Source organism: Microbulbifer variabilis (genome assembly GCF_023716485.1).
In the GTDB taxonomy this organism is placed as follows: Bacteria; Pseudomonadota; Gammaproteobacteria; order Pseudomonadales; family Cellvibrionaceae; genus Microbulbifer; species Microbulbifer variabilis_B.
On record NZ_CP092418.1, the window covers coordinates 3,389,011 to 3,409,869 of the forward strand.

The 20,859-nt window shown below is 50.2% G+C and carries 14 protein-coding genes and 1 tRNA gene; 9 read left to right on the top strand and 6 right to left on the bottom strand.

The window, feature by feature from the left end:
- The first annotated feature begins 3 nt into the window (after nucleotides 1–3).
- Genes MJO52_RS15070 through rlmB form a run of 3 tightly spaced genes read left to right on the top strand, consistent with a single transcriptional unit; the run spans nucleotide 4 to nucleotide 2,398 of the window.
- Nucleotides 4–762: a pyridoxine 5'-phosphate synthase gene (locus tag MJO52_RS15070; RefSeq protein ID WP_252082706.1), complete on the top strand. Its 759-nt coding sequence runs from the start codon at nucleotides 4–6 to the stop codon at nucleotides 760–762.
- Nucleotides 762–1,631, top strand: a complete 870-nt coding sequence (locus MJO52_RS15075; protein WP_252082707.1) for a Rossmann-like and DUF2520 domain-containing protein — start codon at nucleotides 762–764, stop codon at nucleotides 1,629–1,631. The genes MJO52_RS15070 and MJO52_RS15075 overlap by 1 nt, the downstream gene beginning before the upstream one ends.
- Nucleotides 1,628–2,398 carry a 23S rRNA (guanosine(2251)-2'-O)-methyltransferase RlmB gene (gene rlmB, locus MJO52_RS15080; RefSeq protein WP_252082709.1) on the top strand — a complete coding sequence of 257 codons (771 nt, stop codon included), beginning with the start codon at nucleotides 1,628–1,630 and terminating at the stop codon, nucleotides 2,396–2,398. The genes MJO52_RS15075 and rlmB overlap by 4 nt, the downstream gene beginning before the upstream one ends.
- 368 nt (nucleotides 2,399–2,766) lie before the next feature.
- Here the strand turns inward: rlmB and guaA are convergent, their stop codons facing one another.
- Nucleotides 2,767–4,344, bottom strand: a complete 1,578-nt coding sequence (gene guaA / locus MJO52_RS15085) for a glutamine-hydrolyzing GMP synthase (protein ID WP_252082711.1) — start codon at nucleotides 4,342–4,344, stop codon at nucleotides 2,767–2,769.
- Nucleotides 4,345–4,431: 87 nt separating this feature from the next.
- Entirely contained in the window at nucleotides 4,432–5,919 is a 1,488-nt protein-coding gene (guaB, locus tag MJO52_RS15090) for an IMP dehydrogenase (RefSeq protein WP_252082713.1), read from the bottom strand.
- Between the two features lie 172 nt (nucleotides 5,920–6,091).
- On the opposite strand from guaB, the gene xseA reads away from it, so the two are divergent.
- Entirely contained in the window at nucleotides 6,092–7,444 is a 1,353-nt protein-coding gene (gene xseA / locus MJO52_RS15095) for an exodeoxyribonuclease VII large subunit (RefSeq protein WP_252082715.1), read from the top strand.
- A 66-nt stretch (nucleotides 7,445–7,510) separates the two neighbouring features.
- Nucleotides 7,511–9,826, top strand: coding sequence for a transporter substrate-binding domain-containing protein (locus MJO52_RS15100; protein WP_252082717.1), 2,316 nt, complete (start codon nucleotides 7,511–7,513; stop codon nucleotides 9,824–9,826).
- A gap of 25 nt (nucleotides 9,827–9,851) precedes the next feature.
- Here MJO52_RS15100 and MJO52_RS15105 read toward each other — a convergent pair whose 3' ends face one another.
- The 3 genes from MJO52_RS15105 to ftsH form a co-directional block, all read right to left on the bottom strand.
- Nucleotides 9,852–10,829 carry an NAD(P)H-quinone oxidoreductase gene (locus MJO52_RS15105; RefSeq protein ID WP_252082718.1) on the bottom strand — a complete coding sequence of 326 codons (978 nt, stop codon included), beginning with the start codon at nucleotides 10,827–10,829 and terminating at the stop codon, nucleotides 9,852–9,854.
- 245 nt (nucleotides 10,830–11,074) lie between these two features.
- Entirely contained in the window at nucleotides 11,075–13,363 is a 2,289-nt protein-coding gene (locus MJO52_RS15110) for a TonB-dependent receptor (protein ID WP_252082720.1), read from the bottom strand.
- A 786-nt stretch (nucleotides 13,364–14,149) separates the two neighbouring features.
- The gene (gene ftsH, locus MJO52_RS15115; RefSeq protein WP_252082722.1) at nucleotides 14,150–16,108 is read right to left on the bottom strand and encodes an ATP-dependent zinc metalloprotease FtsH; all 1,959 of its coding nucleotides are present in this window, start codon (nucleotides 16,106–16,108) and stop codon (nucleotides 14,150–14,152) included.
- 368 nt (nucleotides 16,109–16,476) lie between these two features.
- Between ftsH and MJO52_RS15120 the strand changes: the two genes are divergently transcribed.
- Nucleotides 16,477–16,553, top strand: a tRNA-Arg gene (locus MJO52_RS15120).
- Between the two features lie 196 nt (nucleotides 16,554–16,749).
- Here MJO52_RS15120 and MJO52_RS15125 read toward each other — a convergent pair.
- A complete protein-coding gene (locus tag MJO52_RS15125; RefSeq protein WP_252082724.1) occupies nucleotides 16,750–17,514 on the bottom strand; it encodes a substrate-binding periplasmic protein in 765 nt (254 codons plus the stop codon).
- A gap of 749 nt (nucleotides 17,515–18,263) precedes the next feature.
- On the opposite strand from MJO52_RS15125, the gene MJO52_RS15130 reads away from it, so the two are divergent.
- From MJO52_RS15130 to MJO52_RS15140, 3 genes are all read left to right on the top strand, one after another.
- Nucleotides 18,264–19,121 (top strand): zinc-dependent peptidase, encoded by an 858-nt coding sequence (locus MJO52_RS15130; protein WP_252082727.1) that lies wholly within the window; start codon nucleotides 18,264–18,266, stop codon nucleotides 19,119–19,121.
- 106 nt (nucleotides 19,122–19,227) lie between these two features.
- Entirely contained in the window at nucleotides 19,228–19,806 is a 579-nt protein-coding gene (locus tag MJO52_RS15135; protein WP_252082729.1) for an HD domain-containing protein, read from the top strand.
- A 420-nt stretch (nucleotides 19,807–20,226) separates the two neighbouring features.
- Nucleotides 20,227–20,760: a hypothetical protein gene (locus MJO52_RS15140; protein WP_252082730.1), complete on the top strand. Its 534-nt coding sequence runs from the start codon at nucleotides 20,227–20,229 to the stop codon at nucleotides 20,758–20,760.
- The last annotated feature ends 99 nt before the right edge of the window (nucleotides 20,761–20,859 follow it).

The following is a 20,859-nucleotide window of genomic DNA, read 5'->3' on the forward strand; positions in this document are numbered from 1 at the left end:
GCTGTGATCGCTCTCAGTGTTAATCTCAACAAGATCGCCCTGATCCGCAATTCCCGCGAGGGTAACTTCCCCGATGTCACTGCCCACGGTCGGATATGCCTAGACGCTGGTGCGCAGGGTATTACCGTACACCCACGCCCAGATCAGCGCCATATCCGCCCCAATGACGTACGCGAATTGGCTGCACTGTGCCGCGATCGCCAGGGTATTGAGTTCAATATTGAGGGCAATCCCTTTGCCCTGCACCAGGGGGACTATCCCGGCCTGATGCCGTTAGTACTGGAAACCCAACCAAATCAGTGCACCCTGGTCCCCGACAGCAACGACCAGCTAACCTCCGATCACGGCTTCAACCTCAAGCTCGATGGCCCGCGCCTGGTCCCCCTGATCGCCAGACTCAAGGACACCGGTGTCCGAGTTAGCTTGTTTATGGATCCGGATCTAGAGCAGATCAGCCTGGCCAAAGATGTGGGCGCTGATCGCATTGAGCTGTATACAGGCCCCTATGCAGAAGCAGCCGCAAAACAGAGTGCGGAGCTGGAAGAAATCTTCAGCGCTCACTGCGCCGCCGCCGAGCATGCACGCCAACTGGGACTGGGGGTAAATGCGGGCCACGACCTGAACCTGGTCAACCTGCCCCGCTACCGCACCCTGCCGGGATTACAGGAAGTCTCAATCGGCCACGCCCTCACCGTAGACGCCATCGGTATGGGGCTGGAGAATGCTGTTAAAGCTTACCTGGACTGCCTCGCCGGCAACTGATGAAGACACTCAACATTATTGGTGCCGGGCGCCTGGGAAAAACTCTCGGGCGTTTGTGGCAACAGGCCGGTTTTTTTCAAGTTCAAGCGATTTTTAACCGCAGTCTGGATAGCGCACAGGCTGCCGCCGAGTTTATCGGCGCCGGGCGCGCAGTAGCCGCGCTGGAATTGATGAAGCCCGCAGACTTCTGGCTAATCGCTTGCAGCGATAGCGAGATTGCCGCAACAGCTGAACGCCTCGCCAACCACCTTGGCGAACGCGAAAACATAGCTGCCTTCCACTGCAGTGGCGCCCTGAGCTCACAAGTGCTCGAAGTGCTACGCCCTGCCGCTATCGCCAGCGCCCACCCGGTGCACAGCTTTGCCGATCCGCTGCGCTCCCTCGACAATTTCACCGGCTGTAGCGTCGCCCTAGAGGGCGAAAGCTCTGCAACAAAGGCTTTAGCAGAAGCTTTCACTACCATAGGCTGTGAAATACTCAACATCGAAGCCCAGCACAAGTCTCTATACCATGCCGGTTCGGTGATCGCGTGCAACTATCTCACCGTACTCATAGATCTCAGCCTGAGCAGTTTCGCTGCGGCAGGTATCGACCGCGATAGTGCCCTCAAGTTACTGGAGCCAATTGTTCTGCAGACCGCACAGAATAATATGGCTCTTGGACCGGAGAATTCTCTCACCGGCCCGATCGCCCGGGGCGACCTGGAAACAGTAGCCAACCAGCTGAAAGACTTAACCTCGACAGCCCCGGAACTCGCGCACCACTATCGCCAACTGGGCCTCGCCTGTGTAGAGTTGGCGCGGCGGGGCCAGCTATCCGATGAGAGCGCGGCCAAATTGATCGAACTACTGAGCGAGCCAATGCGGTGAAAGACTCCTCTGAATACCTAAAAAAAAGGGCCTTTTTCGACAGCCTACTAACTATTTATGGGCGCAAGCCGGTGCTCGAAGCACTGGAAGACCCAGAACTTCCGGTACACAAGCTGCACCTGGCTAGCAGCAACCGACGCGACCAGCTAATCAGTCGAATGGAGTCCCTGGCCGAGGAGCGCCAGATAGAAATCTCCTACTTGGACCGGAAAGAACTCTCCCGCATCTCGAAAAATTCTCGCCAGGATCAGGGTGTAGCTCTGGATCTGGCCCTACCCAACTACGGCAACTACAAAGCCTTCCTGCTCAAGAATGAGGCTAAGACATACGAACTTTTAGCGCTGGACGGTATTACCAATCCACAAAATCTCGGCATGATTATCCGATCAGCCTGTGCCGGCGGTGTGGATGGTATTCTCCTGCCGAGAAAGGGCTGCGCACAGATTGACCCACTGGTGATCAAAGCCAGCACCGGCACTCTATTTAAAACCCAGATACTACGGTGCGACATCCTGGCCGATGCACTAAGCGATTTTCGCGATTCCGGCGCACGTATCTGTGGCCTGTCCTCCCATGCCTCAATGACCCTTGCAGAGGTTCCCGGTAACAAACCAACTATTTTTGTTCTGGGCAATGAAACCCGCGGGGTTAGCGATGCGGTCACCAAGCAGTGTAACGAGCTAGTGCGTATCCCCATGCAAAATGGTGTGGAGAGCCTCAACGTAGCGGTTACTGCGGCACTGATCAGCTTCCGGCGCCAACTTTAATCCGCCCAGGGCATCTCTGTGCAAAAGGTGCCCCTTCTTTCACTTTTAGCTCCCTAATTACCAACTACACCCCTCTCGAAGAGTGGCTACCCACAGATTCTGTGGATATCTCTGAGGATAACTATTCTTTCCCTGTCTCAAAGGCCCATGGTTGCGCCAATGTGACAATCTGAAGAAAAAATGACCAGCTTTTGAAACGCCCAAAAAATCAACGAGTTACAGTGAATTACAAGATAAAAGCGAGAGACGTGCGCACCAGTTAAGCGCCATTTGAAGTAAAGAGCTCAGCTGTGGAAAGTGGCACGCTTGGCGGGGGAAATAGAGAAATGGGGCGCCAAGCGCCCCATTAAAGAAGTGAGATTAAGCGCTTACTCCCACTCGATGGTAGCCGGTGGCTTGCTCGATACATCGTAAGCCACGCGGGAGATATGCTCTATCTCATTAATAATGCGGTTGGAGACTTTCTCAATCAACTCGTAGGGCAAATGCGCCCAACGCGCCGTCATAAAGTCCACGGTTTCCACGGCTCGAAGCGCCACTACATATTCATAGCGGCGGCCATCGCCCACCACACCAACCGATTTCACCGGCAGGAATACCACAAATGCCTGACTGGTTTTGCGGTACCAATCAGCCTTGTGCAACTCCTCGATAAAGATGGCGTCTGCCTCGCGTAAGATATCGGCGTACTCTCTCTTTACCTCGCCGAGAATGCGAACGCCCAGGCCCGGTCCCGGGAAGGGGTGGCGGTAAACCATATCGTAAGGCAGGCCCAACTCCAGGCCGATTTTGCGCACTTCATCTTTAAACAGCTCACGCAGTGGTTCCACCAGTTCAAACTGCATATCTTCCGGTAAGCCGCCCACGTTGTGGTGAGACTTGATTACATGGGCTTTGCCCGTTTTGGCGGCGGCAGATTCGATCACATCTGGATAAATAGTACCCTGAGCCAGGAACCTCACATCCTGCAATTTGGACGCTTCTCGATCGAAAATCTCGATAAAGGTATTGCCGATAATTTTGCGCTTGGCTTCAGGCTCATCCACACCTGCCAGACGTGAGAGGAAATCCTCTTCCGCATCGGCGCGAACAACCCGCACGCCCATATTGTCGGCAAACATTTGCATCACCTGATCGCCCTCATTTTTGCGCAACAGGCCGTTGTCCACAAAAACACAGGTCAGCTGATCGCCAATAGCCTTGTGCAGCAGTGCCGCCACCACAGAGCTGTCGACACCACCGGAGAGACCCAGCAATACCTTGCCATCACCCACCTGTTCGCGCACTTTGGCAATGGAGTCCTCGATAATATTGGCCGGGGTCCAGAGCTTTTCACAACCGCAGATATCAATGACAAAGTGTTCATAGATGCGCATACCCTGCAGGGTATGTGTCACTTCCGGGTGGAACTGTACCCCAAAGAAGTTCTTGTCGGCGGAGTACATACCAGCAATGGGGCAGGAATCGGTGGAGGCCATCAGCGCAAAGCCTTCCGGCATTTGCACGACTTTGTCGCCGTGGCTCATCCATACATCCAGCAGCGCCTCACCTTCATCGTTGAGGTGATCTTTGATATCGCGCAGCAGATTGGAAGTGCCCTCTACTTTTACCTGGGCGTAGCCAAACTCGCGGACGTTACTTCCCTGTACGGCACCACCTAGCTGGTGTGCCATGGTCTGCATGCCATAGCAAATCCCCAGAACAGGCACGCCCAAGCTGTAAACCACTTCTGGCGCGCGGGGAGAGCCCTCTTCCGGTACAGATTCGGGCCCACCGGCCAGGATAATACCTTTCGGGTTATATTCACGGATCTCTTCTTCGCTCATGTCGAAGGCGCGAATTTCGGAAAAAACACCCAGCTCGCGCACTCGGCGGGCGATCAATTGGGTGTACTGGGACCCAAAGTCGAGGATCAGAATTCGACTGGAGTGGATATCTTGGCTCATGATTGACTCATTAACAGAATAAATAACGGCAAACGGACCTGAAAGGTCCGTTTGCGGCTTGGTACTGAAAGTTGTTCACCGAGGGGCTTAGCGTCCGCCCACCGGGTAGTTGGGCGCCTCTTTGGTAATCTGCACATCGTGTACATGGGACTCACCCATGCCGGCGGCAGTTACCCGCACAAATTCCGGACGGGTGCGCATGGTTTCAATATCCAAACTACCGGTATAACCCATAGCAGAGCGCAGGCCACCGAGCATCTGGTGCACAATGGCAGACAGAGGGCCTTTATAAGGGACGCGCCCTTCAATACCTTCCGGGACCAGTTTTTCAGCGCCCTTGCTGGCATCCTGGAAGTAGCGATCGGAGGAGCCCTGAGTGCGCGCCATGGCACCGAGGGAGCCCATACCGCGATAGGACTTGTAAGTACGCCCTTGGTATAGCTCCACCTCACCCGGCGCCTCTTCGGTACCGGCAAACATAGAGCCCATCATTACGGAAGAAGCACCCGCAACAATTGCCTTGGAAATATCACCGGAATAGCGGATGCCACCATCGGCGATCATGGGTACCCCTGTTCCTTTAAGCGCAGTGGAAACCTCAGCAATTGCCGTTACCTGGGGCACACCGATACCCGTTACGATTCGGGTGGTGCAAATAGAGCCGGGGCCAATACCCACCTTCACAGCATCCGCACCAGCTTCAACCAATGCGCGCGCGGCGTCGCCAGTGGCAATATTGCCGCCAATTACATCCACCTGAGGATGCATTTCCTTAATGCGACGCACGCGATCAATTACGTTGCGGGAATGGCCGTGGGCAGTATCCACAACCAACACATCCACACCGGCCTCTACCAGAGCCGCTACGCGATCATCGGTGTCAGGACTGGTGCCCACTGATGCGCCAACACGCAGGCGACCATCGGAATCTTTACAGGAGTTTGGGTACTGCTCTGCCTTATTAAAGTCTTTAACGGTAATCAGGCCACGCAACTCAAAATCATCGTTCACAACGAGTACTTTCTCGATGCGGTGCTTGTGCAGCAATTCGCGCACATGATCAGAAGAGGCATCTTCGTGTGCAGTTACCAGGCGCTCCTTTGGCGTCATAACACTGGCAACACTCACATCCAGGTCGGTAAGGAAGCGAACATCGCGGCTGGTAACAATACCCACCAGATCTCCTTTATCCATTACCGGAACACCGGAAATATTGTGATGGGTTGTCAGGGCGATCAATTCACGCACGGTGGCATCCGACTCGATCGTAATCGGGTCTTTTACCACACCGGCTTCAAATTTTTTCACCGCACGCACCGCAAGAGCCTGTTCTTCAATGGACATGCTCTTGTGAATAATGCCGATACCACCTTCCTGTGCCAGGGCAATTGCCAGGCGCGCTTCCGTTACTGTATCCATAGCAGCGGAGACAATGGGAATATTCAGGGTGATATTGCGGGACAGCTGGGTTTTAAGGCTGACATCCTTGGCGGTCACCTCGGAATAACCGGGCACAAGTAGGACGTCGTCGAAAGTGAGGGCTTCGCGCGCGATGCGCAGATTGGATTCAGACATTGTTGACACTCAAACCTCGAATAGGCGGGATTGGGTATCGGCGCGATTATACCTCTCAGGAATAAAAGCGCAAATGGCATTTCATAGAAAATCAGATTTAACGAGTAAAGCACTTTACCTATAAAGGGGATACTGCAATATTGCTCCGCCAGTTTTCACTTGAGAGGCACAGATGCAATCCAGCCCAGCAACTCCCAACAGCAAACGCAGTGTCCTGTCGGTAAGCGATTTGAACCGGGAGGTGAAACAGCTGCTGGAGGGCAGCATTCCACTACTGTGGATCAGCGGGGAAATCTCCAATTTTACTGTGCCCAGCTCCGGCCACTGGTATTTTAGCTTGAAAGATGCCCGCGCCCAGGTGCGCTGTGCCATGTTTCGCGGGCGCAACCGCAGTGTGGCTTTTCGCCCACAAAACGGCCGCGAAGTGCTGATCCGTGCACGGGTTAGCCTCTATGAGGGCCGCGGTGAATTCCAGTTGATCGTGGAACATATGGAGGAAGCCGGCTTCGGCGCCCTGATGCGCCAACTGGAACAACTCAAAGCCAAATTACAGGCCGAAGGGCTATTCGACAGCGCCCGAAAACGCGCCCTGCCCTATTTGCCCACCAATATTGGCATTATCACTTCCCCGACTGGTGCCGCGATTCGCGATATGATCCATGTATTGGGTCGACGCCACCCTGGAGCGCGAATTGAACTCTGGCCAGTGGCTGTACAAGGCCAGGGAGCGGCGCAACAAATCGCCGGCGCTATTGGAAAAGCTGGCCGCAGCGGTCGCCACGACCTACTTATCGTGGGGCGTGGCGGCGGCTCTTTGGAGGATCTCTGGCCTTTCAATGAGGAGGTTGTTGCGCGAGCCTTGGCCACCTGCCCCATTCCCACAATTTCTGCGGTAGGCCACGAAACAGACACGACCGTTTCCGATCTGGCTGCCGATCTACGCGCACCCACCCCCTCAGCAGCAGCGGAAATTGCCAGTGCAAATGCCGCTGAGTTATATCAACGGCTGGAAAATAGTAGGCTTCGATTATATAGGGCCATACAGCAGCAGGTTCGCCACTTACAGCAGAAAATTATGTTGAGCCGTAATCGTTTACGCCACCCGCGTGAACAACTGCAAAACCGCTCGCAACGCCTGGACCACCTGGAGATGCGCCTATTGGCCGCAGGCCAGCAGCAAATTCAGCAGCGCCGCAACCAATTGGCAGCAGCTCAGCGGGCCTTTACCCACTACCAACCCCAGAGGCAATTACAGAAAAAAGGAGAACAGCTGAAATTTGTGCAAAGCACTTTGCAACGCGCGGCTGAGCGCCTTTTGCTGCAAAAAGCTGACAGGCTCAACCACCAAGCGCAGTTACTTCACAATGTGAGCCCACTGGCTGTTTTACAGCGCGGCTATGCTATTGCCAAGGATTCCCAAGGTAAACCTCTAAAAGACAGCCGCACGCTCGAAATAAACCAGGAAATTGAAGTTCAATTGGCCCGGGGTCACTTTTCCGCCAAGGTAGAGAACATCAGTCACTAAAACCAGAAAATGGGCTGAAGAGGCACGACACTATAATCCACACATAGAGAGCTTTTGGAGCTATCTATGAGGTGCCGTTATAAAGCTATCAGCCCCTATTGCTGGATTTTTTTATACTTTTTTATACTAATTCTCGCACTTGCCGGATGCTCCCCAAAAGCACCCGAAGATTCAGAGAAGTCAGGTACTTTACAACCTACGGCCTCTTCAGAAAGTAGCCCTCAGGCAAATACCCCAACCGAGGAGAAAAAAAGTCCTACTGTTATTCCTGCAAAAGAACAACAGGTCAATTACATTGAAACCGGGGACCTCAAGGAAATAAAAAAACACGGCACCATCCGCTTCGTGAACTTGACCGGAGCAGCGGAAAACCTATTACCTAGAGACGGAGTAGTCAGCCTGCGCCACTTCGAGCTGGGAAATAAACTCGCCGACCAATTAAAGCTGGAGGCCAAGTGGATTAAGGCCCCAACCCCCGACAAAGCAGTAGAAATGCTAATTGCCGGTGAAGCTGATGTCATTGCCTATAACCTAACAGTGACCGATGCGCGAAAGAAAATCATTGACTTCAGCGTACCCATGCGCCAATCCCGCCTGCAGCTAGTTACTGGCCCTTCCGGTCCAGATATTAGCGACCCGAGCAAACTTAACGATGTTGAATTAATTGTTCCGCAGGGCTCTGCCAATATAGAAGCTGCGCAACAATTAATTGCCAAATATCCTGATGCGAAACTTTCTGTGCGTGAATTTGTTATTCACGGTAATCGCGATGGTTTGATCGATATGCTCAATATGAAAAATAATCGGGTCGCGATTCTCGAGAACTTTTCTGCGGAGGATTTACGCAACTATAGGGACGACTTACGCCTAGGGGCTTATGTTAGCGAGATGCAGAATATCGCCTGGGGAATGCGCAAAGACACTAAGCGACTCAATTCCACAGTGGATAACTTTATTACTCGCAATCTGGTGAAGGCCCAGGAAGAGCGCATCACCGACTGGAAGGGCATTAAAAAATCTGGTGTTATTCGCTTGCTTACTTATAACGGCCCCACGACCTACTTTATTTGGAAAGGTCTGTTAATGGGTTTTGACTATGAATTGGCGAAAGCCTTCGCAGACAAACACAAACTGCAGCTACAAATTATTGTGGTGCCGTATGAAGAGAGCTTAGCGGACTGGCTCAGGGCCGGACGCGGGGATTTTGCCGGATCGGAACTCAATATCACCTCATCCTATGAGCCAAAAGGGATGGTATTCACCAAGCCCTATGTAGAGTCAGCAGAGCAAATCATAAGTAGCAAAAATAAACCCCCAATCGAAAAAATTCAGGACCTGAGCGGCCGAAAACTCACTCTACGTGCCTACTCTTCTTTTATTGACACAGCTAAAACTCTGCGAGACGCAGGTATTGACGTAGAAGTTCAGGTTGCACCGCCGGATATGTCCCAATCACAAATTTTCTCTTTGATCTCGGACGGTCTAATCGATGCCACCATTTCAAATTCTGGGCGCGCAAAAATTGAGGCTTCAGTACAGCCCAATTTGGTACTAGGTACGTTACTCGGGGACCCCCAGCCCCAAGGCTGGCTGGTTCTACGCCAGAACTGGCATCTACTGAAGAACCTCAATAAATTTATCGAGGGCTATAGAAAAACTGCGAAGTATAAAAAACAGTATGCGGCCTACTTTGAGCCCAACAAACGCTTTATGCAGAGGGTTAGCACCCGAATAATCCCAGGAGAAAACCTCTCCCCCTATGATGACCTGGTAAAAGAATCGGCTTATAAATATGATTTTGACTGGCGCATGATCGTTGCACAAATGTGGCAGGAAAGTAATTTCAATCCAAAAGCGGTTTCACCGGTTGGTGCACAAGGTCTGATGCAGGTAATGCCGGCAACCGCAGAGGAAATGGGATTTCCACCCCCACTATTTGAACCGGAGCGCGCCATTAAAGCCGGTGTGAAATATATGGACTGGGTCAGAGACCGGTTTAACCCCTCCCTGCCCACGGTAAACAAACTCTGGTTCACTCTAGCCTCATACAACGCTGGTTATGGCCACCTTCTCGATGCACAGCGCCTCGCCAAGCAGTTGGGCCTAGACCCCAATGTCTGGTTCGACAATGTAGAAGTAGCCATGTTAAAGCTGGCCCAACCCCAGTATTTTAAGCGTGCGCGTTATGGCTATGTAAGGGGATCGGAGCCTGTGCAATATGTGCGTAACATCAGCAATCTCTACAAGGCCTATGTAGAAATGATGAGCGACGATGCCAGTGTGGCTGTGCCCCTACAGAAAGCACCGGGTATCAGCTATTGCTCGCCACTCCACACCCCAGAGGGGGTTATCCAACAGATACCCAATTACTCCGCTCCGTAGGCTACCAACGTAGATTTTCTAAAAATCATAAGGTGAGCACAATTTTCCCAACGATCTTGCCAGACTCAAGAAGCCGATGTGCTTCGGCAACCTCCTCCAAAGGGAAGCGCGCAGCAATCTGAGGGTGAATTTTACCAGTTTCTATTAATGGCCAAACTTGTGATTCCAAAGAGTGTGCAATACTGGCCTTAACCTGTGTGGATCTTGGCCTTAAGGTCGAGCCGGTAAGGGAAAGCCGCTTTAACATCACCGGTAACATATTCACTTCGACTCTGGCTCCCTGCAGATAGGCGATATTCACGATACGGCCATCATTCGCAGCCACTTGAATATTACGATCAATATAGCTACCACCCACCATATCCAGAATCACATCCGCTCCATGTCCTGAAGTAGCTTCTTTTACTGCCTGTACAAAATCTTCTTCCCGGTAATTTATTGCTTGCTCGGCGCCGAGTTGCACACAAGCCACACATTTTTCTGCGGAACCGGCTGTGGCGAAAACCCTAGCTCCCAGCTGGTGTGCCAACTGAATAGCGGTAGTGCCAATACCCGAGCTACCGCCATGTACCAAGAAGATCTCTCCACTTTTCAAACGAGCCCGATCAAATACATTGGCCCAAACCGTGAAGAAAGTCTCCGGTAATGTCGCAGCCTCCACCATAGACAAAGAACCGGGTATTGGTAGGCACTGCCCTTCTGGAACCGTCACAAAATCCGCATATCCGCCGCCATTAGTTAGGGCACAGATCTTATCGCCAACTTGCCAGCGTTCAACGCCTTCACCCACAGCGGCCACCCGACCGGAAACTTCAAGCCCAAGAATAGGTGAGGCACCTGGAGGCGGTGGGTAATGACCATTGCGCTGAACGATATCGGGACGATTGACACCAGCGGCAGCTACCTCAACCAACACTTCACCTGGGGCGACCTCCGGTCTGGGCAGGTCCGTCAACTGCATGACCTCGGGGCCTCCATATTCCGGTAGATCAATAGCACGCATTATTCGCTCCTTTATCCTTTAAATTCTTCACGACCCGATTCAGTGATGGCGACAAACCCTGAAACCATCAGAGAGATATTGAGCACTACTGTACCGCTAATAGGAGGGAATTACAGGAGGGTAAAAGCAATGTGGCCGGGAACACTTGCACAAATCACCGAAAGATCCTGTATGCAAGTGGCCCGGCCAAGAAATGCATTAACTGAGAGCCAATATCTCAATTAATTCCAAAAGTGAGTTGCGATTTAAAGCTCGTATAGGAACTCCACTCCCATCACACGGCCTTTATTCAGTGGTGTGAAACTGGCGCCAATTCCTCCCATAACAGGAGGTAACTGGGTATTGTTACCCTCCGCCATTTCATCCAGCATATTCTTGCCGAACAACGAAACCGTATAGCTTCCATTATCCGGTGTATAGCCGATGCTGAAATCCAGCATATCCACTTCTGACAACATGCCACGATTGTCATCGGTGTAAGGAGCTTCATCTCTATGATTAAAATTCACACGAGAAGTCAGGGTGCCGAAGGCGCCTAACTGCAAGTCGTGGATAAAGCCCATGCCGTAGGTCCAGGGGGCCAGACGCGGAATCTCAAGACCGAGATCGGTACTATCTACAAGTCCATCGCCATTTAGATCACCCAGCACCTTATCGTAGTCACCGTCAACATAGCCAACATTAAAGGTAAACAGCAGATTTTCACTAAGGGCCGCCATAGCCTCCAACTCGGCCCCGCGGATGGTGGCATCGGCAGTATTGCGGATGATTTGTGCAACCCCTGTTACCGCATCAGGAAGGTTTTCCTCACGCTGCATATCATCGATAGTATTGTGGAATACCGCCATATTGGTGCGTAGACGCCCATCCAGCCAATCCACTTTTGCGCCAATCTCGAAGCTGCTCTGCTCCTCTTGATCGGTAACCTGTGGAGAATAAGGCCTTTCAGTTAAAGGATTAATTCCTGCATTGCGGAAATTGTAACCGCCGCTGCGGAAGCCCTTGGTCCAGAAGGTATACAGCTGAGTATCATCGGAGACGGACCACTGCAGGCCCACCTTGGGCGTAAAGGCATTCCAACTCTCGCTATCTTTATAGTCGTAGCCTGCACAGCCATCTAAAGAGCAGAGGTTCAGGGGAATAGAGGCTATCTTGGCATCTTTTTTCTCACTGGAGTAGCGCCCCCCCAAGGTCAAAACCCAAGCTTCATTTAAGTCAATATCCGCCTGGGCAAATACGCCATAAGTGCTGTGATCCTGTTCACCGCCTCCCGTCCAGTCAATTGTCCCGAAACTTAAAAGACGATTCTCCAAGTAGGTGACATCCTGGCTAAACCAGTAAACACCAGTAGTCAGAGCAGTGCGACCAAAACGCCCAGAGTAGCGCAGCTCATTACTAAGCTGGCTCTGATCCACACTGGAATCAGCATGGAACAGCGTAACCGGTAGAGAGTCGATATCACCCAGCCCGTGAGCCTCATATTCCCTCCAGGCGAGAATATTGGTGATGGTGCCATCACCAAAGGCAACATCTTTATTGAACTCGGTAATAATCTGGCTCCACTCATCTTTCTGGTAGCCTTCCTCATTTTGGGCCACCTCAAAAGAATCTCTGCCGTTATCCCAATCATCAATGCCAATTGACGCAGCGATCAGAGGGGCACTTGGAGCAAATTGCAAACCTTCCCTAGTCTGAACATAAGTCGATTCATAACCGCGGTTCTGAGCCACCACACCATCAGAATCCATGCGGCCGTGCTCCATACGCACCAATAGCTCCGCTGTGTCGCTCAGCTGGATACTAAAGCTTGGCCGAATAAACCAGCTGTCGGAAGCGCCGGCATTGTCGTTGTTAGTGGCAACGTTTTCGAACCATCCGCGGTCGTCGTTGTAATAAACCGTTAAACGGCCGTTGACCGTATCGGAAATGGCGCCGTTAATGGAGCCGGCTGCGACAGTATCGAGATTGTCGGTGGTGGATATTTTAAAGCGTGTAGAAAATTCATCCGTGGGGCGGGCAGTCTTTATGACCACTGCACCACCAGTTACATTGCGGCCAAACAGCAGGCCCTGTGGACCCCGCAAGACCTCAACACCTTCCAGGTCGAACAGGTCGGTCACCACACCAGCGTTCACACCCAGATACATACCGTCCACAAACACACCGACGGTAGGATCAATAGAGGGAATAGAACTATTGATACCCAGGCCGCGTACCGTGAAGTTTGCGGTATTTTTTACCGTGCCCACATCTTCCAATTGAACATTGGGCATTTTGAAGGAAAGGCTTTGCAGGTCCTTGGTGTGCAGAGCCTCTAACTGATCGCCAGAATAGGCGGTGGCCGCTACAGGAACCTCCTGCAGGATTTCTGCATCGGCGCGTTTACGGGCGGTGACTTGCACCTCCTCCATTAGAGTACCTACCGAACCCTCAGCGGCAAAGCTGGGGGTCGCACCACTGGCCAACCAAAGAGTCGCTACAGAACAGGCGGAAAGCAGAGCGGAGTGCTGCTTAAATTTTGACGGACTTCCCATGTTTTCTCTCCATTGTTTTATTGTTTTTATCTACAACAACGGACTTATCGCAATCGGTACTGCCTTATCCCGCCGCTCTACTCTCTCAGTGGAGATTCCGACTTTGCGGGATTCCGATCCAAGACCGCGCTGATAAAGAGGCACAGAATTCGCATGTTTTCTGTGACTCAAACAGATTACAGGCTAGCCACGCCCGGTGGAAGTCTATTTATCGCGGATAACGATAAAAATAACTCAATTAGTCTGGAAAGTTCGTTGGAAGAGGAAAAACTAAATCCTGACTAAAAAAAAAGAACTAAACATGCACTATTTAAGTGCGAACTTTTAACTCGCCCACACCCCAAATTCCCCTTAAAAAGTAAGGAATCAAAATTTATTTTTGTTAAGAGCAGCCAAGGCGTGAGTTAAATCTAGCTTGATGAATTTAAAAAATGCAGTAACGGCGAAATACAGGCTCAAACTTCGTTATCTTCAACATAAAAGACCTAGCAGTCAGCAAAATTACTCGGTTAATAGGCTAGATTTTTCTGGGTGTGGATACTGAGAAATGGTACCTTTGAATATTCTGTTAAAAAAGTGTGACACTAATTACAAATTTCTCCACTTTATACAAAAGTAAATTTGACCATTAAGTCCGGCCATTTTATTGCCAGAAGTAACAAATTATTTTCACCTTATTAGTACATCGCAAACGACCCACTGGTAAGCTAGCCGAGCAATGCCCTATCAATTTGTCAACTGCAAATGCAGCGCTAGGATGTATCCGATCCCTTAACCGCTTGCAGATCATGAGTCTGCTTTGCCCCCAAGTGTGATTACTTGATGCATCTCAGAAGCATCGAGGGTTTCTTTTTCTAGTAGCGCTTGTGCTAGGGCATCAAGCTCCTTGCGATGGCCCTGTAGAAGATTCTGGACTTCCGCCTCTATTGCGCTGACCAGGGCGATGACTTCGTCATCTATAATCTCAGAAGTATGCTCACTGAAATCTTTTTGCTGCGCCATTTCCTTACCAAGAAAGATATGCTCCTCCCCGCGCCGAAAGGCCACGGGTCCAAGTTTCTGACTCATACCCCAGTGCGTTACCATATGCTGGGCCAAGCGGGTGGCCTGCTTCAAATCGGACTCTGCCCCACTGCTGACTTCATTAAACACTACCTGCTCAGCCACCCTACCCCCCAACATCACACCGATGCGATCACGCAGGTAGCTCACTTTCATGTTGTGGTGATTTTCTAGTGGAATCTGTTCTGTTGCACCGAGGCTGTGTCCCCTGGGAATGATAGTGGCTTTCTCCAACGGATCGGCATGGGGTAGTAGCATCGCAGTGAGGGCGTGGCCAGCCTCGTGATAGGCAACCGTCTTTCGATCTTCCTCCCCCATTATCACTTCCCGTTCGCCACCAAGTACTACTTTGTCCCTGGCCTGTAGCAGACAATCCATATCCACGGCTGTCCTATTTTGCCTGCCCGCCAACAACGCGGCTTCATTAATCAGGTTTTCCAAGTCCGCCCCGGCGAAACCCGCCGTTAAGGCAGCCAAGCGCTCCAGGTCGACTTCCCCATGTAGTGGGACATTCTTAGTGTGAATACTTAGGATGTCCCTTCGAGCAGGCCTATCCGGTAAATCCAGGGTGATCTTGCGATCAAAGCGTCCAGGGCGAAGCAGTGCCGCATCCAACACATCGGGACGGTTGGTTGCCGCTATCACAACCACCGCCTCCTGGGGATCAAAGCCGTCCATCTCGCCGAGAATCTGATTCAGGGTTTGCTCACGTTCATCGTGTCCGCCTCCCAGACCCGTGCCGCGCGCCCGCCCTACTGAATCAATTTCATCGATAAAAATGATTGCTGGAGCCTCTTTCTTGGCTTCAGCAAACATATCCCGCACCCGCGATGCCCCGACACCGACAAACATCTCTATAAACTCCGAACCACTGATACTGAAGAAGGGAGCATCACTCTCTCCTGCCAAAGCCTTGGCCATCAATGTTTTGCCTGTACCTGGGGGGCCCATCAGCAGAATACCGCGAGGAATCTTTGCCCCGAGTTTACGGTAGTGTTCAGGGTCTTTTAGGTAGCCGGCTATTTCTTGCAAGTCCCTCTTGGCATTGGCAAGGCCAGCCACATCAGCAAAAGTCACTTCGGATTCACTGCGTTCATAGCGTTTGGCCGGTGACCGGGCAAAACTGAATGGGTTGCCTGGGGTCATGGCGCCCATTCGGGCCTGCATTCGACGCCCCAACCAAACCAGCAAGGCAATTATCAAAACCCACGGCAACAGCAAGATCGCCATCCTTTGCCAAAATCCGCCCTGGGATGATTCCGCTTCAATTATTACCTGCTGCTTTTCCAGTAAGGGCATTAACTCGGGGTCCTGCACCGGGGGTATGGTCGTCTCAAAGCGTTTTTCTTCTGGCTTCTGGGCTTTATCTTTAGTCTCACTCTTTCCCTCGGGCTGCTTACTGGCTACTTGTTTGAAGACTCCGGTGATACGTTGTCCTTCAAAAAGTACACTGGCAATTTCCCCCTTGCTTAGCGCACTCTTAAAGTCACTGTAAGATAAAACCTCTCTTTCTGAACCAAACTGCCCATTCGAACAGTATTGAAGAGTGAGGATCACCAGGAAAAGGAGTACGACATACTGCAGCCAACCAAGTGGACTCTGCTGAGACTGGCCAGAGAGAGGGGAACCTGGCTCCTCGGCAGGTAACTTCTTCCCTTTCTCATCTTCATCCGCCATTGCCATAAGATCTCTTTGATATTGGGGTAGCCTACTATCCAAAAATTGAAGCGCAGTCCCTTTATGCTGGAACAATCAGTATAGTTCTCCGCCAACTATGCTGAGCCGGCATATGTATAGGCCCATAAAGCCTCGGGCTAACGAATGAGGGCGGCGCTCAGCGGTCTCAATCAACCCCACCTAAAGGCCTGTAACAACTATTGTTAAAAAGAACTTGCAAACTCTCGTTCCACGCGGCAAAATTCGCGCCCTGTCGAACTCTCTGGCCCTGCGCCAAGGGGCGAAAAAGTTCGATAAGTTGCGGATTTTTAAAGGATTTTCCTTAAAAGCAGTTGACTTAAGCAAATCAACTGACTATAGTTCGCACCCATAACGCGCTCGTAGCTCAGCTGGATAGAGTACCTGGCTACGAACCAGGCGGTCGGAGGTTCGAATCCTCCCGAGCGCGCCATACAAAAAGGGCCTGTAACGCAAGTTACAGGCCCTTTTTATTTTTCTGACTTTTTACCTACCTTATAGCTAACAACCTTCAGCTAAGTTAGCTGGCAAGATAGCCGAGCTTGGCTAGTCCCTGAAAAATTGAAAGAGCCTTGATAACAACCGAGGCCCCTTCACTCGCCGTACAATACGGAGATTCTCACACCTGCTTACTTGCAGATATTCTCCTTCTGTACAACATCATATTTCTTCAACAACTCCTGATAGCGGCCACTGCTGCACAGCTTGGCAAGCCCACTATTGAAATCATCGCGCACCTTCTGATCACGGAACCCTACACGGAAATCGGTAATTGGAACGAAGATCGGGAAAAGATTAACCTGATCCATTTTATGTCCCATTTTATTACTCAAATGCTTAAACAGCTCCATATCTACAACCGCCACCACGTCTTTCATTTTCCAAAATTGAGCGACAAGATCGGGGGCTGTTGGAGCCTGAATAATATTCTGGCGCTGCGTACCATTGGGTCCATACATCTTTTCAAATTCCGGCCCTAAGTCCATAGGCCCTCCCTGCCAAGTAATCACCTTCTTACCGGCCAAATCAGCAATGCTATCAATTTTCATTTTATCGGTAGCTTTGGTAATCGCGTAATTGGCAAAACTGATCATGTTATTAGAGTAAAAAAGACCATCATCTTTCTTCATCACATTAACAGCTGCCTGTACTTTACCCTGCTCAAGGGCTGGGGCTGTCTCTGCAAAACCCATCTGTTCAAACTGCACCGAATACCCAGGCAGCGCTTCCCGTACAATATCGACCTCCAGGCCACTGGTAGCATTGTTGATCACATAGGGGGGAGCATCGCCAGCTATTGCCACCTTTAAGGGTGTGCCGCCCGATTGGGCAACCGCCTGAACAAGAACACCGAACATCAGCCCGAGAAAAACAACAACGGAGCGCATACGCATAACCATCTCCAAAGCGACAGAAAAATCACCCAGACGCCCTAAGTGTTGACACCGAATAGCTATTTATCAAGTCGCATCTTTCCACCATAGAAACAGACTTATACTCAGCCACCCCCTATGCCAGACATATTTTCTAGCCAAAGAACTTGAAAACGGCACGTAATCCCCCCAACTCAGAAAATAGTATAGCGGTATGGCTATAGACCCCTATTGGAAAACTCTCAACATCAATCTTTTTCCTGAGAACTGCAAAGTCAAACTTGTATTTTGCTCAACTAGGTTTATACCCCCCCCGCTGGAATCCCATAGAGACTGAAGCAAAGGCCAGCCAGTATGGTATCGATTCAGAAACAACTCACTAAATATAAAAGAACTCTACACAATACAGATGATCGCAATAATCTGACAATCCTAGACTCACAATTGAACACTGAGTTTCGAGAAGTAAGAAAGCCTGGTCGCAGCTTTAATGTTAAATCGATAGCCTCAATGGTACAGATGGAGAAAAACTGCAAGTGGATAGCTCACAGTCAAGATCATAAATACATAACACTCTCCGCCCCCCTTCGGTTACGTCTTTATCGGACCGCACACAACGATCGGCAGGAAAATTTCTATGAGTTCTGCAAGCTACCCTCTATTTGGGTATTCAATAAACGGCAGAAACAAATAAAGTACCATCAAGGTACGACCTGTGAAACTTTTTCAATAGACGAGAATAATTTAGCCAGACAGCAGGCACATAATCTATGAGCGCTTTTATTGCAATTATCCTGTTCGCCCTGGCAATTTGGTTAATACCGATTATTTATCGCCGCTGGCGCATCAACTATCGACGTGCACAAGTACTGACTCAGGAGCAGTTACAGCTTCTCAAGGAAGCGCTTCCTCTATATCACGATCTAAATAGTGGCCAGCAGAAAGAACTACGTGGAAATATCGCACTTTTTCTTCATGACAAAGAATTTGTCGGCTGCGACGGCTTACAAGTGAATGAAAAAATGAAAGTCACGATCGCCGCCCATGCATGCCTTCTACTGCTCGGTCGTAAAAACGAGTGTTACCCCAACCTCTACACCTTACTACTCTATCCTGACACTTACGTTGCCCAGGAAACTCACAGAGAGGGTTTTATAGAGACCCACAAGCACAGCGCACGGGAAGGCGAGGCACACTATCGCGGCCCCGTAGTGCTCTCCTGGGGTGATTTGGAGGAAGATTTAGAGTTCCCTCAGCGAGGACACAATGTCGCTTTACATGAATTTGCCCATAAAGTAGATGAGGAAGATGGCTACTTTGATGGCCGCCCACTCTTTGAGAAGTCCAACGATGGCGACAACTGGGCTGCAGTAATGAGCCAGGAATTCCATCGTTTGCGCCAAAAAGCTGAATTTGGCCAGCTCCCCGGTGACAGCCCTTCCGTGCTGGATTTATATGGAGCCCAATCGCCCGCTGAATTTTTTGCTGTAGCCACTGAGAGCTTTTACACCATCCCCATTGCTATGCGCTCCCTACATCCAGAGCTCTACAGGGAACTGAGCCGCTTCTATCGACTGGACCCAGCAACACTGGTCGGAGGAAAAGCAGATAGTTCTCCAGGGCTATAACTCTCTCTCTTTAAATTCAACATAGAAATACAATAAGCTAGTGGCAGCTTATAAAAGAAAAATGATATCGAGCATAATTCCAGAAAACTAATGCCAGGAAGTATCAATGGAAGCAATTGAGAAAGCGCTTAGCTTTATTATCGAAATAGAGAAGCTCAAAGACGTTCAACGGAAAACAAAACCAGTGGGATTGAATCGCTTCGAAAACTCCGCAGAGCACAGCTGGCATGCCTGTCTATGCGCGCTAATTTTGAAAGATTATTCAAATGACCCAATTGATATAAACCGGGTTTTAAAAATGCTACTAATACATGATCTTGGGGAAATTGATGCAGGGGATACCATAATCTACTCAAGTGAAACAAACGAGGCAAAGACTAAAGAAAAGAAAGGGTTAGAACGACTATTATCATTATTACCTGGAAGTATGAATATAGAATTGATGAAATTATGGGAGGAATTCGAGTCTGGAGAAACGGCTGACGCCCGATTTGCCAAGGCCATTGACCGAATCCCTCCCCTACTACATAACATTTATGGTGAGGGACACAGTTGGAAACAATACGGTATCACCAAGGATCAAATATTTTCTTTAAACGCACGTATTGGAAAGGGTAGTGAAAAACTTTGGTCTGAGATTAGTAGCATGCTAGAGGGGGCAATCAAAGATGGCATCCTCAAGTAAGGGCCTACCTGAATAGGATCAAGAATATAAATTTGAGCCATGGGCTTCCCACAGGGTAATGCTCAACCACCTTAGCCTGTTCTACAATCAATACCATTCTTGTATAGCTTCCCCTGATTGCTACCAATATCTGAATAGTTTCCAACTCCTTCTGGAATAAAAATCGTGCCAAAAGTAGCCCTGCCAATCCTCGGAGCCTTTATTCTTTTTTTGTTCCACACCGCATCAGCCAATTCGCCTATTAAGTGCCAACCCTTATTTAACCATCAGGATGATAAGGTTGCTCAATACAATAGGTGCACCCAAATTGACTTCCAACCCAGTAGTATCGACGGATCGGCAACGATCATAATGCGGCGCAATAGCAAGGGGGCTTGTGCCTATACCACAGCTGTCCAATGTGGCAATAAAAACATACAGATGAAGGAAATTGCTGCGATAGATTTCAAGATCTCTATTCCTGCGGGCAAATGTAACCCAACCGAGTGGATTGCTGTATACATGTTCCCCTGGTGTGGAGAATCAGGGGGATGTTGGAGCGGCGGGGAACGAGAAGTGGACTTTGTAGAAACAATGGGCCCCAATGGCCCCGGTGACCTAGCCTCCAATTGGGGAGGTCGCGCCAAGCAGGCAGAGTGGATCAACCAACATGGCGCCATCAGAGTCGATAGTGGCACTAGCCAGCATATCACTTTTACTTCCAGCCAAGTTCTCTCAGGACCCAAAAGCGGCACTTATCAATGGGACATTCGAGTGTGTGCCCCTTCGGCGACAAAGTGTGAAAACACTAATCAACTCTGGCATGCTTACCGTGAGAAAGGCCCGACTATTTTTGATGAGTCGATGATGATCGTTATTGACAACTGGGGAGTTAATCACCCACCTAGAGAGGGCTGCACTTTAGAGGTTACAAATATGCTAATCACTAAACACTTGAGGTCATCTAAAGAGTAGGCAAAATTCTGAACATCCTTACCATTTTCCAAAAAAAGGGAGTAATTCAGCCATTTACCTATATATAGTCTTTGAGAATATCAAAAACTCAAAAAACTG